Raw genomic sequence first — 16,184 nt, forward strand, 5'->3', positions numbered from 1 at the left:
TCAGCGCCGGGCATGCGCACCGCCGCCGAGACGTTTCCACAGGCCGGCGCGGGGTTCCGGGGCGGGCGCGTCGTCGTCGGCCACGCCGAGCGTGAGCACCACCTGGGCGCCGCCGAGATCGCTGCGGCCGACGGTGAGCCGGCCGCCGGTGTCGGCGGCGAGCCGCCGGGCGATGTCCAGCCCCAGCCCGGTGGAGTCGGCGCCGCTGGCGCCGCGGGCCAGGGCGCTCTCCGCGTCCCGGAAGCCGGGGCCGGCGTCGTCCACCACCACCGAGACCGTGGCGTCCGGGCCGCGCTGCACCGACACCCGGCAGGCGGCGGTCTCCGGGGTGTGGTGGAAGACGTTGCCGAGCAGCACGTCGAGAGCCTCGGCGACCATCGAGAAGGCGGCCGGCACGGTGATGCCGGCCGGCGGCGGCTGGGTCTGCCACGGCCGGCCCTGGTCCTCGGCGAGCGCGCCCCAGAACGCGGTCCGGTCGGTCACCACGGCGCCCAGGTCGCAGCGCAGCCGGGGCCGGGCCGCCAGCGGCCGGGCGGCCTCCACGATCACGGCGTTGATCTCCTGCTCCAGCCGGTCGACCATCCGCGCCTGGCGGTCCCGGTCCGGGCCGGCCGGCAGTGTCTCGGTGTTCAGCCGCAGCGCGGTCAACGGCACCCGGAGCCGGTGCGACAGGTTCGCGGCGAGGGCCCGCTCGGTGGCCAGCAGCTCGGTGAACCGGTCGGCGAGCACGTTCAGCGCGCCCCCGACGTCCTCGATCTCCCGGGGGCCGCTCGGCCGGACCCGGGCGTGCAGGCTGCCCGCCCCCAGCGCGGTGGCGGTCCGGGCCAGATCCCGGCTGGCTCCGACCACCCGGGCGGCGAGCCGGTCGGCCAGCACCGTGGAGACCCCGACCAGCACGATCGCCTCCCCGATCAGCACCAGCCAGGCCAGGCCGACACCGTCGCGCAGCGAGGCGGCCGGCACGTAGACCTCGATCACCGCGATCAGCCCCTCGGGCAGCGCCACCGGCCGCAGGTAGACCTGGCCGCCGGCCGCCTCGACCGTGGCGGCGACCTGCTGCTGGCGGACCCGCACGACCAGGTCGCCGCCGACCCGGGAGGTGCCCACCGTGCCGAGCGTGGGCAGGTGCGCCGCCAGCTGCCCGTGCTTGCCCGCCTCGGTACTCATGATCGAGTTCAGCACCAGGTCGCGGTCGGTCGCCACGACCAGCACCGCGGACAGCCCGAGGGCCTGCCGTTCCGCCTCGCGCAGCGCGCGGTCGCGGACCGCGGTGCGCACCAGCATCGCCAGCGGGATGACGAAGGCCAGCGCCACCAGCGTGGTCACCGCGAGGGCGACCCATACGTAACTGCGTCTCATTCCGTGACCACCGCTAATTGAAAGATCAGGAGCCGACCATAGCTGCCGGTGGTGATCCGCGCGATTCTCGCCCGCGTAACCTTAAGCGCACCGGAAGACCGGCTATCGGTGCGATCACGAACCGGTCCCGCGGTCTTGCCTGGTCGCCGGTGACGACACCGGTACCTCTCGTCGATGTCCGGCATCGGCTCGATAAAGCTTGGCGAAAGCCCACCGTAAGACGCTGAACCCCAGCCTTATCGAGGGTTAAGCATTTCTTAAGCGCATTGACGCGGTCATTCCCGCCACCGAAAACTGGCCCTCGCTCGGCACACGAGCCATTCCTCACTTCGCGACGGCGGGACGACCGGGCACAACCCGGACATCGGCGCCGCGACCATTCGCGCAAGGAGCACCGTTGAAGCACAAAGTCGCGCTGGCGAGCGGGATAGCGGCAGTCACCGTCGCCGGTTCCCTCGCCCTCACCATGCCGGACGGGAACGCGGCCACCTCCCCGGCGGCCGAGACCGCGCCCGCCACCGCCGCCGCGGTCCCGACGGCTGTCGCCACCTCCCGGGCGACGACGTCCGCCGCCGCGCTGGTGGCGAAGAAGCCGAAGCTGTTCTTCAAGAGCGGTCACGACCAGCTGGTGAAGCGTCAGGTGGTCAGCCAGTCGGGCCTGCAGTACGTCTCCTACACCCGGTCGTACCAGGGTCTGCCGGTCGAGGGCGGCGACGCGGTCGTGGTCACCGACGCGAACGGCGCGGTGCTCGGCAACTACGTGGCGCAGGACCAGGCGCTGTCGGTCGGCACCAAGGCGAAGATCTCCGCCGCGGCGGCCGTCAGGACCGCCCGCAAGCAGCTCGCCAAGGTGGACTCCGCGGACCGCGGCACGCTCAAGGTGGTCGCCCGCGAGGCCGGCGTCCTGGCGTACGAGGTGGTCCTCGACGGCCGGAAGCGGGTCGACGGCGCCCTGGTCCCCAGCCACCTGCACGTCTTCGTGGACGCCGGCACCGGCAAGGTGATCAGCGACCTGACCCGCGACGACGTCGTGGACGCCGCCGGGCACGGCGCCTACTACGGCGACGTCACGATCAACACCACCAACTCGGGCGGACGGTTCACCATGAGTGACCCGGCCCGCCCCGGGCTGCAGTGCGGCGGTCAGAACGGCGCCGCCTTCACCAGCACCACCGACACGTGGGGCACCGGCAACGCCACCGACCTGGTGACCGGCTGCGTCGACGCGATGTACACGGTCACGCAGGAGTGGAACATGCTGCGCGACTGGCTGGGCCGCGACGGCATCGACGGCAACGGCCGCGCCTTCCCGATCCGGCTGGGCCTGGACGACGTCAACGCGTTCTGGAACGGCTCGCGGGTCGAGATCGGGCACTCCAGCGACAACCGGCGGCTGCTCACCGTGATGGACGTGCTGGGCCACGAGTTCGGGCACGCCATCAACCAGTTCACCCCGGGCGGCTCGAGCAGCGGCAACGAGGCCGGTGGCCTGAACGAGTCGACCGGCGACATCTTCGGCGCGCTGACCGAGTTCTTCGCGAACGACGCCCGTGACCCGGGCGACTACACCGTGGGCGAGATGGCCAACCTGGCCGGCAGCGGGCCGATCCGGAACATGGCCGACCCGTCCAAGCTCGGCGACCCGAACTGCTTCTCCAGCGCCATCCCGAGCACCGAGGTGCACGCCGCGGCGGGTCCGCAGAACCACTGGTTCTACCTGCTCGCCGAGGGCAGCCGGCCGACCAACGGCCAGCCGGCCAGCCCGACCTGCAACAACAGCACGGTGACCGGGCTGGGCATCCAGAAGGCCGGCAAGATCTACATGGCCACGCTGATGCGCAAGACCAGCGGCTGGACGCACGCCAAGGCCCGGGCCGCCTCGGTGGCCGCGGCGGCACAGCTGTTCGGCAACGGCACCGAGTGCGCCACCGTCAAGGCGGCGTGGAACGCGGTCAGCGTCCCGGCCGCCGCGGGCGAGCCGTCCTGCACCGGCGGATCGACCACCAGCCCGAGCGCCACCGCGTCGCCGACGGCCACCGCCACGCCGACCGCCACCAGCTCGCCGACCGGCGCGCCGTCCGGTGACTGCCAGGCCGGCTTCTCCTCGCACGACAGCGGCGCCGTCGCCGCCGGCGCCACCGCGGTGACCGGCACCTTCACCGCGGGCAGCGGGCGGCACACCGCCTGCCTGGCCGGTCCGGCCGGCGCCGACTTCGACCTCTACCTGGACAAGAGTGTCAACGGGCGGTGGACCAACGTGGCCCGGTCCACCGGGGAGACGGCGCGGGAGAATCTCACCTACACCGGCACCGCCGGCAGCTACCGCTACCGGGTGGTCTCCTACGCCGGGTCCGGCAACGCCGTGCTCGGCTGGAACCTGCCCGGCTGATCGACCGGGCCGGATCGGAACGATGACGATGGAGGTGACCGGGGTGCGAGCGTTGCGCCTCCCCGTGGTCCTGGCGACGCTGCTGATCGGCGGCGTGGCCGGGTGCGCGGACAACATTCAGGGCGCCGCGCCGGCGGCCTCGGTCAGCCCGGCGGCACCGTCCGCCGCCGGGCCGGCCTCCGTTCCGGCGGCCACCGGCGCGGCCACCGCCACGGCGGCGGCCAGCGTCACGGCCACCGCCACGGCCGCGCCGGTGGGGAAGGCGTTCCCGCTGACCGTGACCCGCCGGGGTGGTTTCGCCGGGGTCGACGACCGGGTCGTCATCGCGGCCGACGGTTCGGCGGTGGTGACACATCGGGGGAAGGCGCCGGTGCGGACCTCGCTGTCCGCCGGCACCATGGCGGAACTGCGCCAGCTGCTGACGGCGCCCGAGTTCACCGGCCGGCGGACCCCTTCGGCGTCCCCGGCGGTCTGCGCCGACGGCTTCGAGTACGAGATCGTCAGCGCGTCGGTCGCCACCGCGGTGCACGGCTGCGACGCCGCGCACGCCATCGCGCAGAACCCGGTGCTGACCCTGGTCGCGGGTCTGTTCCAGGCCTGAGAACGGAGCGGCGGGCCACCTGAGACCTCAGGTGGCCCGCCGCTCTGCTGTCCATCAGGTCAGGACTGACGTCCCCGGATCGCCTCGATGATCCGCGGCCGCAGCTCGGCCGCCTTGATCACCGCGTCGACCGAGCCGACCTCGACGGCCCGCTGGATGCTGTGCACCCGGTCGAACTCGGCCGCCACCTCACCCAGCTTCTCCGCCCGGACCGACGAGCGCAGCTCGTCCAGCTCGGCCGCGAGCGCGCTGCGGTCGGCCCCGCTGGCCGCGGAGACCCGGGCCTCCATGGCGGTGATCCGCGGGTCGGTCGCGGTGCGCTTGTTGACGTCGCCGGTGAACACCACGGCCGCGGCCGGTGCGCCACCGAGGACCGAGGCGAACGAGCCTTCCAGGGCGAGGACGGTCATGTTCGGGTTGAGTGCCTTGGAGAAGACGACGAACGCGCCGCCGTGGTAGCGGGAGATCACGGTGAACACGATCGGGCCCTGGAAGTTGACGATGGCCCGGCCGATCTCGGCGCCGTATTCGAGCTGGAGTTTGCGCATCGATTCGGGGGAGCCGTCGAAGCCGGACAGGTTCGCCAGTACCACGAGGGGGCGGTTGCCGCTGGCGGCGTTGATCGCCCGGGCTGCTTTCTTCGAGGAGCGGGGGAACAGGGTGCCGGCGGTGTAGGTGTCCGGGCCGTCGGTGGGCGGGAACCCGCGGCGCGGGACCGAGCGGGACTCGATGCCGAGCAGGCAGACCGGCATGCCGCCGAGGTGGGCGTCCTGCACGACGGCGGTTTCCGCGTCGGCCATCCCGGCCCAGCGTTCCAGCACCGGGTGGTCCTGGTCGGCCAGGGCGCGCATGACCGTACGGATGTCGAACGGCTTCTTGCGGTCCGGGTTGGAGGTGGCCGAGAAGATCTCGCCGACCGTGGTGAAGTCGCTGCCGTCGACCACGTGCGGGAAGTCGGAGATGTCCCGGTCGACCGGGTCGGTGCTCTCGACCGGCCGCGGGCCGGCCTCGCCCGGCACCACGTAGGTGTGGTCGTAGTGCGACATGAGCACGTCGCGGGCGGCCATCAGGTTCGGCGCCCAGTACTGGGCCTGGCCGTTGGGTCCCATCACCCGGTCGTAGCCGCCGATGCCGAAGTTGTCCTCGGCCGACACGCCGCCGGAGAAGTCCAGGGACTGTTTGCCGGTCAGCACCATCGCCGAGTCCGGGGTCATCACCAGGATGCCCTTGGTGTGCATGAGCATGGTCGCTTCGGCGTTCCAGTACGGCTGGGCGCCCACGTTGATCCCCGCGACCACGATGTTGATCTCGCCGCCGGCCTGGGTGAACTCGACGATCCGCTTGAGCGCGGCGGCCACCCAGTCCATGTTCTCGGTACCGGAGCTCATCGAGATCCGCGCCCCGGAGGACAGCGCGTACCACTCCAGCGGCACCCGCAGCGACTCGGCCAGGTCGAGAGCCGCGATCACCCGGCGGCACTCCGGCTCGGACAACGCGCCCAGCGACTTGGTCGGGTCACCCAGCAGCACCACCCGGGTGATGCCCTCCGGATGCCGCGACGTGACCGTCCGGACCACGCCGGCGACCAGCGCGGACGCGTTCTTGCCCTTGGGTCGGTCGACCGGCACGAGTTGGTGCTGCTCGTTCAGGTCGTGCTCCTCGAACGAGCCGAGGAACTCGACCAGCTCGTACGGATAGACGGTGTTGCGGCTGCTGGCCCGGAGCACCTTCTGCCGGTAGCCGTCGAGCGGCTCGACCGGGTCGGTGGTCGGCTTGCCGAGGATCAGCTCGGTCCCGCCGGTCGCGCTGAACGTGATCCGCACGTTCACCTTGACCAGCTCGCCGGTCCGCTCGTCGCGCCGCCGGGCGATGAACAGGATCTCCTCCAGGCCGGCGCCCGCCGTGGTCGGCGACACCCGCCGGGCGATCATCTCCATCTCGGCGTGGGTGAGGCCGAGCTCCGGCCACACGTAGATGACGATCCGGTTGGTGTTGAACCGCTTGTCCGACGCCCGCCGGGACTGCGCCCGCCGGATGCCGTCCAGGCAGGTGCTGATGGTGTCCTCGGTGGTCGGCAGGGCGACCAGCCGGCCGTCCTGCTCGCGCAGCTCGGTCAGGTCGCGGATCTGGGCGAACGCGACGAGCCGGTCGTCGGCCGGGTTCTCCCGGGCGACGCACTGGAAGAGGTAGATCTCCTCGTCCGCCGACGGCAGCCGGGTCAGGTCGAACTTGCGCAGGCGCTCCAGCTGCATCCGCTGCGCGATGTACGGGTGCAGCCCGCGGATCAGCCGCTCCTCCTCCATCCCGGTGGTGGACGGCCGGAAGGTGAAGTGGTGGTGCATCACCGCGCCGCTGCGCCCGGCGACCGTGGCGGTGACCCGGCGCACCTGCGGCGGCATGGCAACCCCGCTGATCACCTCGTGCAGGGCGGTGGCCATCTCCTCGGTGTCGGCCGGCTGGCCCTCCCACGCGAGGTAGATGTCGGCGTCGATGGCGCCGTCCCCGCCGGCCAGCTCGGCCAGCCCGGCCAGGGTGCGGCCCAGGTTGTCGAAGCCCTCGGCGGCCGAGACGACCCGCGCACCCTCCTTCTCCGCGACGACGAACGAGACGCCGCCGGAGACGGTGGAGCGGACCGCGTCCAGCCCCTTGTTGCCGTAGTAGCGCCGGGTCAGCACCTCGAGCAGGACCGAGTTGTCCAGGTTGTGGCGGACCAGGCGCTGGCCGAGCAGCCGGACCAGCGGCTCGGTGCTGCGGACCATCGTGGCGATCCGGTCGGCGCGGTCCGGCGACTGCGGGAACTCGTCGAGGTGCCGCAGGTGCTTGCGGATCTCGGCGTAGACCCGGGCCCGGTTGCGGCGCAGCAGCGGCTGGCCGAACCAGGTGAAGACCACACCGCGGGCCAGGTCGGCGACCGCCGGGAAGCGCACCTGGGTCGCGGCGACCAGGCGCTCCAGGGCGAGACCGGCCGGCTCGTGCAGGGTGGCGTCCGGCGGCGGCTCCTGCAGCCAGGCGCGCAGCAGGGCGGCGACCACCGCGGCGTCGACGCTGCCGCGCTGCTGGGCCAGGAAGATGCGGAAGACCGCGGCCTCCAGGTCCGGGGTCCGCTCGAACTCGGTCACGCCGTAGTGGCCGAGCGCCTTGGCCAGCTTGGTCCGGAACGACTGCGGCAGGCCGGCCCGCTCCACGTCCAGGCTCTGCAGGTAGGTGTGGAAGAACTCGCGGGCGCTGTGCACGTGGGTGTCGCCCGGCTCCTCGCCGGCCGGCCGGTTGCGGCTCAGCTCGGCCAGGTCGGCGAAGACCTCGATCAGCGCGACCTCGCGGTCCAGCGGCCGCCGGCCCTCCTCGATCGCGACGGCCCGGGCGGCCAGGTAGTCGTCCAGCACCCGGCGCTCGTCGTGCGGGTCGACGTCGAAGCCGAGCAGCAGGCTGCGCAGGTCCTCCTGGCCGCGGGCGACGCGCTGCCGGGCCGGCTCCCCGTCCGGCGCGGCGGGCAGGTCGATCGGAGCGGCCGTGGTGGCCGCCGCCTCCTGGGCGTCGTCACCGCCGACCGGCTCCAGGCGCAGCAGCGCGGCGCCGGCGTCCACCTTGCTGCCGACCGCGACCAGCACCTCCTTGACCCGGGCCCGGAACGGCGCGCGCAGCACCGCCTCCATCTTCATGGCCTCCAGGACGAGCACCGGCGCGCCGGCCTCGACCTCGGCGCCGGCCTCCAGCGGGGTGGCCACCACCAGGGCGGGCATCGGGGAGCGCAGCACGCCGCCCTCGTCCCGGCTGATCCGGTGGGTGACGCCGTCCACCTCGACCAGGGTGATCGCGCCGTGCGTGCCGGTGAGCAGCTTGTGCCGCACGCCGTTGACCACGATCCGGCCGCTGTGCTCGTCGAACCGCTCCAGGATCACGTCGGCCAGCCGGACGTCGTCGCCGGCCTCCACGCCGACCCGGAACCGGTGCGCGCCGACCCGGGCCACCCGCACCCGGTACGTCGATCCGCGCAGCTTCAGGTCGAGCGGCGCCCCGCTCTCGTGCCGCACCTGCGGCCGCCCGCCGAACGCGGTGGAGAGCAGGCGCTGCTGCTCGACGTGCTCCTCGTCCTCGTAGGCCTCGATCGCGGCGGCCGCGAGGGCCACCCCGGAGTGCCGGTCGGAGACCAGCCGGCCCTCGCCGCGGACCCGGTCGATCCAGCCGGTGTCGGCGCTGCCGTCGATCACCTCGGGCTGGTCGAGCAGGTCGAGCACGAAGCTCTTGTTGGTGGCGCCGCCCTGGATCACGACGGTGGTCTCGGTCATCGCGCGGCGCAGCCGGCCGAGCGCCTCGTCCCGGTCCTTCCCGTACGCGATCACCTTGGCGATCATCGAGTCGAAGTCGCCCGGGATGCTGTCGCCCTCGCTGACCCCGGTGTCCACCCGGATGCCCGGGCCGGCCGGGAACTCCAGCCGGACGATCTTGCCGGGGGAGGGGGCGAAGTCGCGGTCCGGGTCCTCGGCGTTGAGCCGGGCCTCGATCGCGTGCCCGCGCTCGACCGGCCGCTCACCCTCCAGCCGGTTGCCGGAAGCCACGTGGATCTGCAGCTTGACCAGGTCGGTGCCGGTCACGTACTCGGTGATCGGGTGCTCGACCTGCAGCCGGGTGTTCACCTCGAGGAAGGCCAGCAGGTCCTCCCCGGGGTGGTAGAGGAACTCGACGGTGGCCGCGCCGCGGTAGCCGACCGCGACCGCGAGCCGCTCAGCGGACGCCTTGAGCTCGGCGGCCCGCTCGGCCGGCATCACCGGGGAGGCGGACTCCTCGATCACCTTCTGGTTGCGCCGCTGCACCGAGCAGTCGCGCACGCCGATCGCCCACGCGGTGCCCTGGCCGTCCGCGATGACCTGCACCTCGACGTGCCGGGCGCCGGTGACCAGGCGCTCCAGGAAGACGATGCCGCTGCCGAACGCGCGGGCCGCCTCCTGGCTGGTCCGCTCGTAGGCGTCGGCCAGCTCCTCGGCCGAGGCGACCTTGCGGATGCCGCGCCCGCCACCACCGGCGGTCGCCTTGAGCATCAGCGGGTAGCCGATCCGCTCGGCCGCCTCGAGCGCGGCCTCCAGCGTCTCGACCGGGCCGCGGCTCCATGCCGCGACCGGCACGCCGACCTCCTCGGCGATCAGCTTCGAGCCGATCTTGTCACCGAGCTTGCGCATGGCCTCCGCGCTGGGCCCGATGAACGTGATCCCGATCCGGTCGCACAGCTCGGCGAACGCCGGGTCCTCGGCGACGAAGCCCCAGCCGACCCAGGCGGCGTCCGCGCCGGTCTGCACCAGCGCGTGCTCCAGACCCTTGAGGTCCAGATAGGGCCGGGAGGCGGCGGGACCGAGATCGTAGGCGATGTCGGCCTCACGGACGAAGGTGGCGGTCCGGTCGACGTCGGTGTAAAGCGCGACGGTCTCGATCTGCGCGCCGGTCTCCGCGGCGAGCTCCCGGACGGCGTGGATGAGCCGCATCGCGGCCTCACCACGGTTGACGATGGCGATTCGTTTGAACACCCGATCGAGCCCTTACCTCAGCGAAAACCTTCGCCAGGAGACTACAGGTGGTAAAGCCGGATGACGGGTAACCGCCCTGCTCCGAATGCGTCTCGGGGTTACTCGTGAGTATTACCGAGCGGTAATTCAGCCTGGTCCGCCGAGGGTGGCGGACCAGGCTGTCACATCAATGTGAATAAATCTCCAGCTCAAATAGTGAGATGCCGTAACTGGTCGCCCGGGTCTGCCCGGTGAGCCGCACGTAGCGCGCGTCGGTCGGGGTCAGCACGACGTTGTCGACGCCGCCGTTTCCTCCGGTCACCGCGGCCACCTCGGTCCAGGTGGTCCCATTCGCCGAGGTCTCGATCCGGTACGCGGTCGCGTACGCCGATTCCCACGAAGTGACCACCCGGGCCACCCGCGTCGTGGCGCCCAGGTCCACCCGGATCGACTGGTTGTCCGACCAGGAACTGGCCCACCGGGTGCCCGGTCTGCCGTCGACCGCGTTGCTCGCCGGATAGCCGAGTTGCGTGCTCGACGCGCTGACGCTCTTCCCGCTCGCCAGATTGCTCACCGAGTCGCCCCGCTTCGCGGGGAAGGACACCACTTGCTGGTACGTCGGCCGGTTCTGCCACCCGATCAGGTCGTGGGTGATCCCGCCCAGCGGCGACTGCAGGATCGCGTCGGCGCACCACTGGTCACCCGCCGAGCAGTGCTCGTCGCCCGGGTAGGTGGTCCCGGCCGGCTCGGCCAGCGCGGCGCCGAGGCTGGTCAGCAGCGCGCTCCGGCAGGCGCTCACCGTCCCGCCGCCGCAGTACTTCGTCGACCAGTTCGGCACCGCGTCGCCGAGCACCGCGCGCAGGTCCTTGTCCACCCAGCCCCACCAGCCGTACTGGAACGCCGAGCCCTTGTGCGCCTGCGACTCGTTGGCCGAGGTGGGCAGGTCGGAGACCGGGCCGGTCTGTCCGCCGGACGGCGACTCGTTGATCTGCAGCGCGTCCACCAGGGCGTCGAACAGCCCGCTGCCCAGCCCGGCGGAGAACTGCGCCTGGACCAGCTTCGGCCACCACGCGTCGAAGAGCCGGATGGCGTCCGCGTCGGCGTACGCCTTGCTGCCCGCCGCGGTCTCCCGGCGCAGCGCGCCGTTGCTGAGCCAGGCGCGCAGCTTGGCGACCGCGGCCGCCTGCGCCGGGTCGGTGACCGCCGCGGTGTCGATCACCCGCAGGAGCACCGGCAGCACCTCCTTGCCGCGCAGGTCGGTCAGCCCGGCCTGCTCGACCAGCTTGAGCAGGGACGCCCGGTCGTACTTCGTGCCGGCCGCGATGCCCGCCTTGAGCGGCGCGTCGAGCAGGTCGCCGCGGTGCACCGAGCCGAAGCTGAAGTTGCCGTCCGCCGCCGAGAACCCGGCCGCCTGCTTGTTGTTCCAGCTGATGAAGTAGTCCTGGTTCACCGCCTGCGGGTGGGCGGTGCTGCCGTTCCAGCTCAGCCACTCGTTGGCGGGGTCGCCCCAGTTCGGCAGGTTCGGGTCGACGGTGCCCGGCCGGACCGGCTGAGCTCCCGAGGTGTACATCGCGTTCTGCGTGGAGTTGACGTAGAACCAGTTGAACGCGAACGGGATGTTCGACGCGGCGGTGGTGAAGCCGGCCGCGGTGCCCATCTGCTCCGGCTCGTTGAACATCTGGAACCCGATCGCCGAGTCCGCCTCGTGCCGGTACGTCGATCGTTGCCCGGTGAACGCCACCGGCGTCCCGCCCACCGTGCCCCGCCAGGTGACCAGGCCGTACCTGGTGCGCTGCACGGTCAGCCGGTAGGAGCCGGCCGCCGTGGAGTCGGCGACGGTCGGCTTCCACGAGTTGGTCCGGGTCAGGTTCTCCATCGCCGTGCACGTCCCGTGGTACAGGTACGACGTGGACGCCGTGGTCGGCGCGCTGCCGTCGGCGTTGCAGAGCCGCACCGCGTACGTGTCGGTGATGTCCTGAATGGAGGAAGTCGCGCTCCACGCGTAGTCCGGCCCGCGGCCGAGCAGCGTGTAGAGGTTCAGTCCGCTGAACGCGACGCCGCGGCTGCTGATCCCCGGACCCTGCAGCTCCTGGAGCATCAGCAGCTGCGGGGCGAAGTAGCCGGTCTGCGGGCCGAAGACGGCGACCGGGTGGCCGGTGGCCGAGTTCGCCGCGGACACCACGGCGGCGTTCGACATGCCGCGGCTGGCACTGTCCATGGTCAGCGTGCTCAGCGACTTGGCGATCGCGCTGCTCCCGCTCGTGCCACTGGCCGCGGAACCCGTCCTGTCGAAGACGATCTCCTGCGGGACCGCGCTGCCCGGGTCCGGCATGGCCACGCCGGCCGCGTTCGGGTTCCCCGCGCCGTACGGGAAACTCTGCCCGTCGTGCAGGGTCAGCACCGCCTCCGGGTCGTTCTGCGAGCGGAACTGCTGCCACACCCGGTCGCCGGCGGTCGCGCCGTACTTCGCCCGGGCGGCGATCCGGACCAGCGCGGACTGCATCTCGGTACCGCCGCCCCCGCCGAACAGGCCGCCGATCACGCCGGCCACCGCGATCAGGTCGGTCGGCACGAAGTCCGCCGGGCCGCCCTCGTTGGTGATCGCGTCCAGGTGCCCGGTCAGCACGTACTCGCCGGGGCAGTCCCGGGCCGCCATGCAGTCGTCGATGTACTTGTTGACGCCGGCCAGGTACTGCACCACGTCGTCGTAGAGCTGCGCGCCCCGGGCGCCGGACGCCCGCAGCGTGTCGAGCTGCGCCTGCAGGTCCGCCTCGGTGTACGGCGAGTTGCGCCAGACGCTCTGCTCCAGCTCCCGGTTGCCCGCGGCGCCCCCGGCGAACGAGGTGAGCGAGCCCCGCGCCACGTGCCGCATCAGGTCCATCAGGAACAGCCGGTCCTGCCCGCCGGCGTACCCGGCGCCGAACATCGTCCCGGCCCGGGTGGTGCCGGTGACGTGCGGGACGCCGAGCGCCTTGTCCCGCACGATCGTCACGTCCGCGCGCGGGGAGACCGTGCTGGCCACGTTGGTCGAGGCCACCCCGTACGACGAGTCGTTGAAGAAGGAGTTGATCTGGGAGGGGGTCAGCCCGGTGTAGCTGTACGCCAGGTTCGCGTACGGCCGGAGCTGATCGTCGGCGTGCGGCGGCTGGGTGCCGAGCACCTGGTGCGCCAGGATCTGCGCGAGATCGGCGTCCCCGTTCTGCCCGGGCGGCAGGATGTCGGAGCACTCGCCGAGGCAGTAGTCGTTGGTCGCGAACGCCGCGGTGGCCGGCTGTTCGCTCACCTGGACCAGGACTGCGGTGGTCAGGAGTGAGGCGGAGAGGGCAGCGGTGAGCTGCGAGAAGCGTCGGCGCATGGACGGTCCCTTCGGGGTCACGCTCGAACGCGAAAATCGTTCATAGATGTTAAAACGTCGATGTAACGCGGCGCCAGAGCGAACAGCGCGCCGCCGTCCCCCGAATGGGGGCGTTCCCCGATCGGGGTGTTGACCGGGCGTTGACGGACGCCAATCCTGGGCGGTCACGGAACGACTCCGAACCACCACTGGGGGGTACCGAGGATGCGGCGCAGCACCCGGCGCGACCACACCATCCGCGGGCGCGTCGTACGGATGCTGGCGCTGCCGCTGGCGGCCATGCTGACGCTGCTCACCGTCATCTACGTCAACGAGATCTCCCGCTACCGCGACGCGTCCGCCGCGGAACGCCGGATCACCCAGATCCTGGCCCTCCAGGGACTGATCCAGGAGCTGCAGAACGAACGCGGCCTGACCGTCGCGGTGCTCGGCGGCAACACCGCCTTCCGGGACCGGATCGCCCCGGCCCGGCAGCGGGTCGACGCCCAGCGCGCCGAGCTGGCCGCGGCGCTGGCCGGCGCCGACGACCAGCTGGACGGCCTGGCCCGGATCCGGGCGGCGGCCGACACCGGCGACGGGGAACGCGCCGAGACCTTCGACTTCTACACCGGCGTGATCGAGCACCTCGCCGACGACACCCGGCACCTGGAGATCGTCGACGACCTGGAGCTGCGCCGCGGCGCCGAGTCGCTGGAGATGCTCACCGAGGTCAAGGAGGCGACCGCGCAGGAGTGGGTGTTCCTGGACGGGGTGATCACCGCCGGCGGCTTCCGCAGCGGCGAGTTCTCCGAGCTGCTGAACATCGTCGCCGCCCGGGACCTGTCGCTCGGCGAGTTCGACGAGTTCGCCGACCCGGCCGCAGCAGCCGCCAAGACCACCCTGATGAGCAGCGACGCGGCCACCCGGGCGCACGCCGTGGAACGCGCCGCGCTGCGCGCCGGCGACCGGCAGAGCCTGCTCGCCGACTCGGCCGCCTGGTGGACCGCGGTGGCCACGATGCTCGACGACATGACCGGGCTGGCCCAGCAGATCGGCGCGCGCACCCTGGCCCGGGCCGAGGAACTGCGCGACCGGGCCACCCTGCGGCTGGCGCTGCTCTCCGCGGTGGTGCTGCTCTGCCTGGCCGGCTCGGCCTACCTGGCGATCGGCGCCACCCGCTCGCTGGCCGAGCCGCTCGCCGAGCTGGCCGGCGAGGCCGACCGGCTGGCCGGTGACCGGCTGCCGGAGGCGGTGCGCCGGGCCGCGGCCGGCGAGGACACCGGGCCACCCGGTGAGGTGCCGGTGGCCGGCGGCGCCAGCGCCGAGGTGCGCCGGGTCGCCGACGCCTTCGACCGGGTGCAGAAGACCGCGTACGAGCTGGCCACCGAGCAGGCCCGGCTGCGCCGCAGCACCGCCGAGTCGCTGGCCGACCTGGGCCGCCGCAACCAGAACCTGCTCCGCCGCCAGCTCGGCTTCATCACCCGGCTGGAACGCGAGGAGACCAGCCCGGGCGGCCTGGCCAACCTGTTCGAGCTGGATCACCTGGCCACCCGGATGCGGCGCAACGCGGAGAGCCTGCTGGTCCTGGTCGGCGCGGCCAGCCCGCGGCAGTGGCCGGAACCGCTGCCGCTGGCCGACGTGATCCGGGCCGCCGTCTCCGAGGTGGAGGAGTACCGGCGAGTGGTGCTGCGCCGCCTGGACGACGCGATGGTGCAGGGCGCGGTGGCCAGCGGACTGGCCCACATGCTCGCCGAACTGATCGAGAACGGACTCACCTTCTCCCCGCCGGACCTGGAGGTGGAGATCCACGGGCGGCGGGTCGGCGACGGCTACCTGATCGCCGTCTGCGACCAGGGCGTCGGGATGAGCGACGCCGACCTGGACCGGGCCAACCAGCGGCTGCGCGGCGAGGGCGACTTCATGGTCGGGCCGGCCAAGTTCCTCGGGCACTACGTGGTCGGCCGGCTGGCCGCCGAGATGCGTGCCGAGGTGCGGCTCACCCCGTCCGCGGTGACCGGGGTGACCGCCCGGATCAGCCTGCCCGCCGAGCTGCTCGCCGAGCCGCCGGAGATCGGCCCGGCGGCCCCGGCGCCGGAGCCGGTCCGGCTGGAGCAGCCGCGCACCGCGGACCCGATGCGGATCCGGCCACGAGCTCTGGAAGTCGACTACGTGGTGGTCACGGAGCGCCCGGCGATCGCCGGGCTGGACTCCGATCGTACGGCGAATGGTCTGCGAAAACGCATCCCTCGTGCGCGCCGGGCGGATCGTGACCCGGTGCCTGCCCCGCGCGGCTCGCATTCCTCGCGTGGCTCGCATGCCTCGCACGTCTCGCACGGCTCGCATGCCTCGCACGACGAGCCCACCGTCGCGGTCAGCGACGCCCCCGGCGCGGTGCGGGACCGTCTCACCGCCCTGCGCGCCGGCCTCGAACGGGGCGCCCGGCCCTTCGCCGAGACCGCCACCTCCTTCGGCGATACCGCCACCTCGTTGGGCGGCACCGCCACCTCCTTCGGCGATACCGCCACCTCGTTCGCTGAAGCCGCCACCTCCGAGGAGAACCGATGACCGTGGAAGCGCCCGCCGACCGGCACCAGTTCAACTGGATGCTCGGCAACTTCGTCCATCAGACCGACGGCGTGCGGGACGCCGTCGCGGTCTCCTCGGACGGGCTGCTGATCGCCGGCTCGGACGGGCTGAGCCGGGCCGAGGCGGACCAGTTGGCCGCGATCGTCTCCAGCATGGCCAGCCTGGCCCGGACCGCGTCGCGCCGCTACGACTTCGACGGGCTCAAGCTCGTCATGATCGAGATGCGGCGCGGCTTCCTGGTGATCTCGGTGATCCCGGGCGGCAGCTGCCTCGGCGTGGTGGCCGGCGGGGACAGCGACCTGGGCCTGGTCGGCTACGAGATCGCCCGGCTCGCCGAGCGCTTCGGCGACCTGCTCACCCCCGCGCTGATCGCCGAGTCGCGGCAGAGCCTACCGAGATGAGCGGGCTTGCGAGCGCCGG

7 protein-coding genes are annotated in these 16,184 nt (G+C 72.5%); 4 read left to right on the top strand and 3 right to left on the bottom strand.

Annotated features, from left to right (window positions below; all coding sequences use genetic code 11):
• Positions 1–1,359, bottom strand: coding sequence for a HAMP domain-containing sensor histidine kinase (locus BJY16_RS18760; RefSeq protein ID WP_185040708.1), 1,359 nt, complete (start codon positions 1,357–1,359; stop codon positions 1–3).
• 397 nt (positions 1,360–1,756) lie between these two features.
• Between BJY16_RS18760 and BJY16_RS18765 the strand changes: the two genes are divergently transcribed.
• Complete coding sequence (locus BJY16_RS18765; protein ID WP_185040709.1) at positions 1,757–3,748, top strand: M4 family metallopeptidase; 1,992 nt, start codon at positions 1,757–1,759, stop codon at positions 3,746–3,748.
• 22 nt (positions 3,749–3,770) lie between these two features.
• Positions 3,771–4,349, top strand: a complete 579-nt coding sequence (locus BJY16_RS18770) for a hypothetical protein (RefSeq protein WP_185040711.1) — start codon at positions 3,771–3,773, stop codon at positions 4,347–4,349.
• Between the two features lie 59 nt (positions 4,350–4,408).
• On the opposite strand, the gene BJY16_RS18775 is transcribed toward BJY16_RS18770, so the two are convergent.
• On the bottom strand, positions 4,409–9,865 hold the full coding sequence (locus BJY16_RS18775; RefSeq protein ID WP_185040713.1) for an ATP-binding protein: 5,457 nt from the start codon (positions 9,863–9,865) through the stop codon (positions 4,409–4,411).
• A gap of 166 nt (positions 9,866–10,031) precedes the next feature.
• A complete protein-coding gene (locus BJY16_RS18780) occupies positions 10,032–13,199 on the bottom strand; it encodes a penicillin acylase family protein (protein WP_185040714.1) in 3,168 nt (1,055 codons plus the stop codon).
• 204 nt (positions 13,200–13,403) lie between these two features.
• Between BJY16_RS18780 and BJY16_RS18785 the strand changes: the two genes are divergently transcribed.
• Together BJY16_RS18785 and BJY16_RS18790 are read left to right on the top strand one after the other, a co-directional pair.
• Positions 13,404–15,743, top strand: coding sequence for a nitrate- and nitrite sensing domain-containing protein (locus tag BJY16_RS18785; protein ID WP_185040716.1), 2,340 nt, complete (start codon positions 13,404–13,406; stop codon positions 15,741–15,743).
• Positions 15,740–16,165 (top strand): roadblock/LC7 domain-containing protein, encoded by a 426-nt coding sequence (locus tag BJY16_RS18790; RefSeq protein WP_185040726.1) that lies wholly within the window; start codon positions 15,740–15,742, stop codon positions 16,163–16,165. The genes BJY16_RS18785 and BJY16_RS18790 overlap by 4 nt, the downstream gene beginning before the upstream one ends.
• The last annotated feature ends 19 nt before the right edge of the window (positions 16,166–16,184 follow it).

Source organism: Actinoplanes octamycinicus (assembly GCF_014205225.1).
In the GTDB taxonomy this organism is placed as follows: domain Bacteria; phylum Actinomycetota; class Actinomycetes; order Mycobacteriales; family Micromonosporaceae; genus Actinoplanes; species Actinoplanes octamycinicus.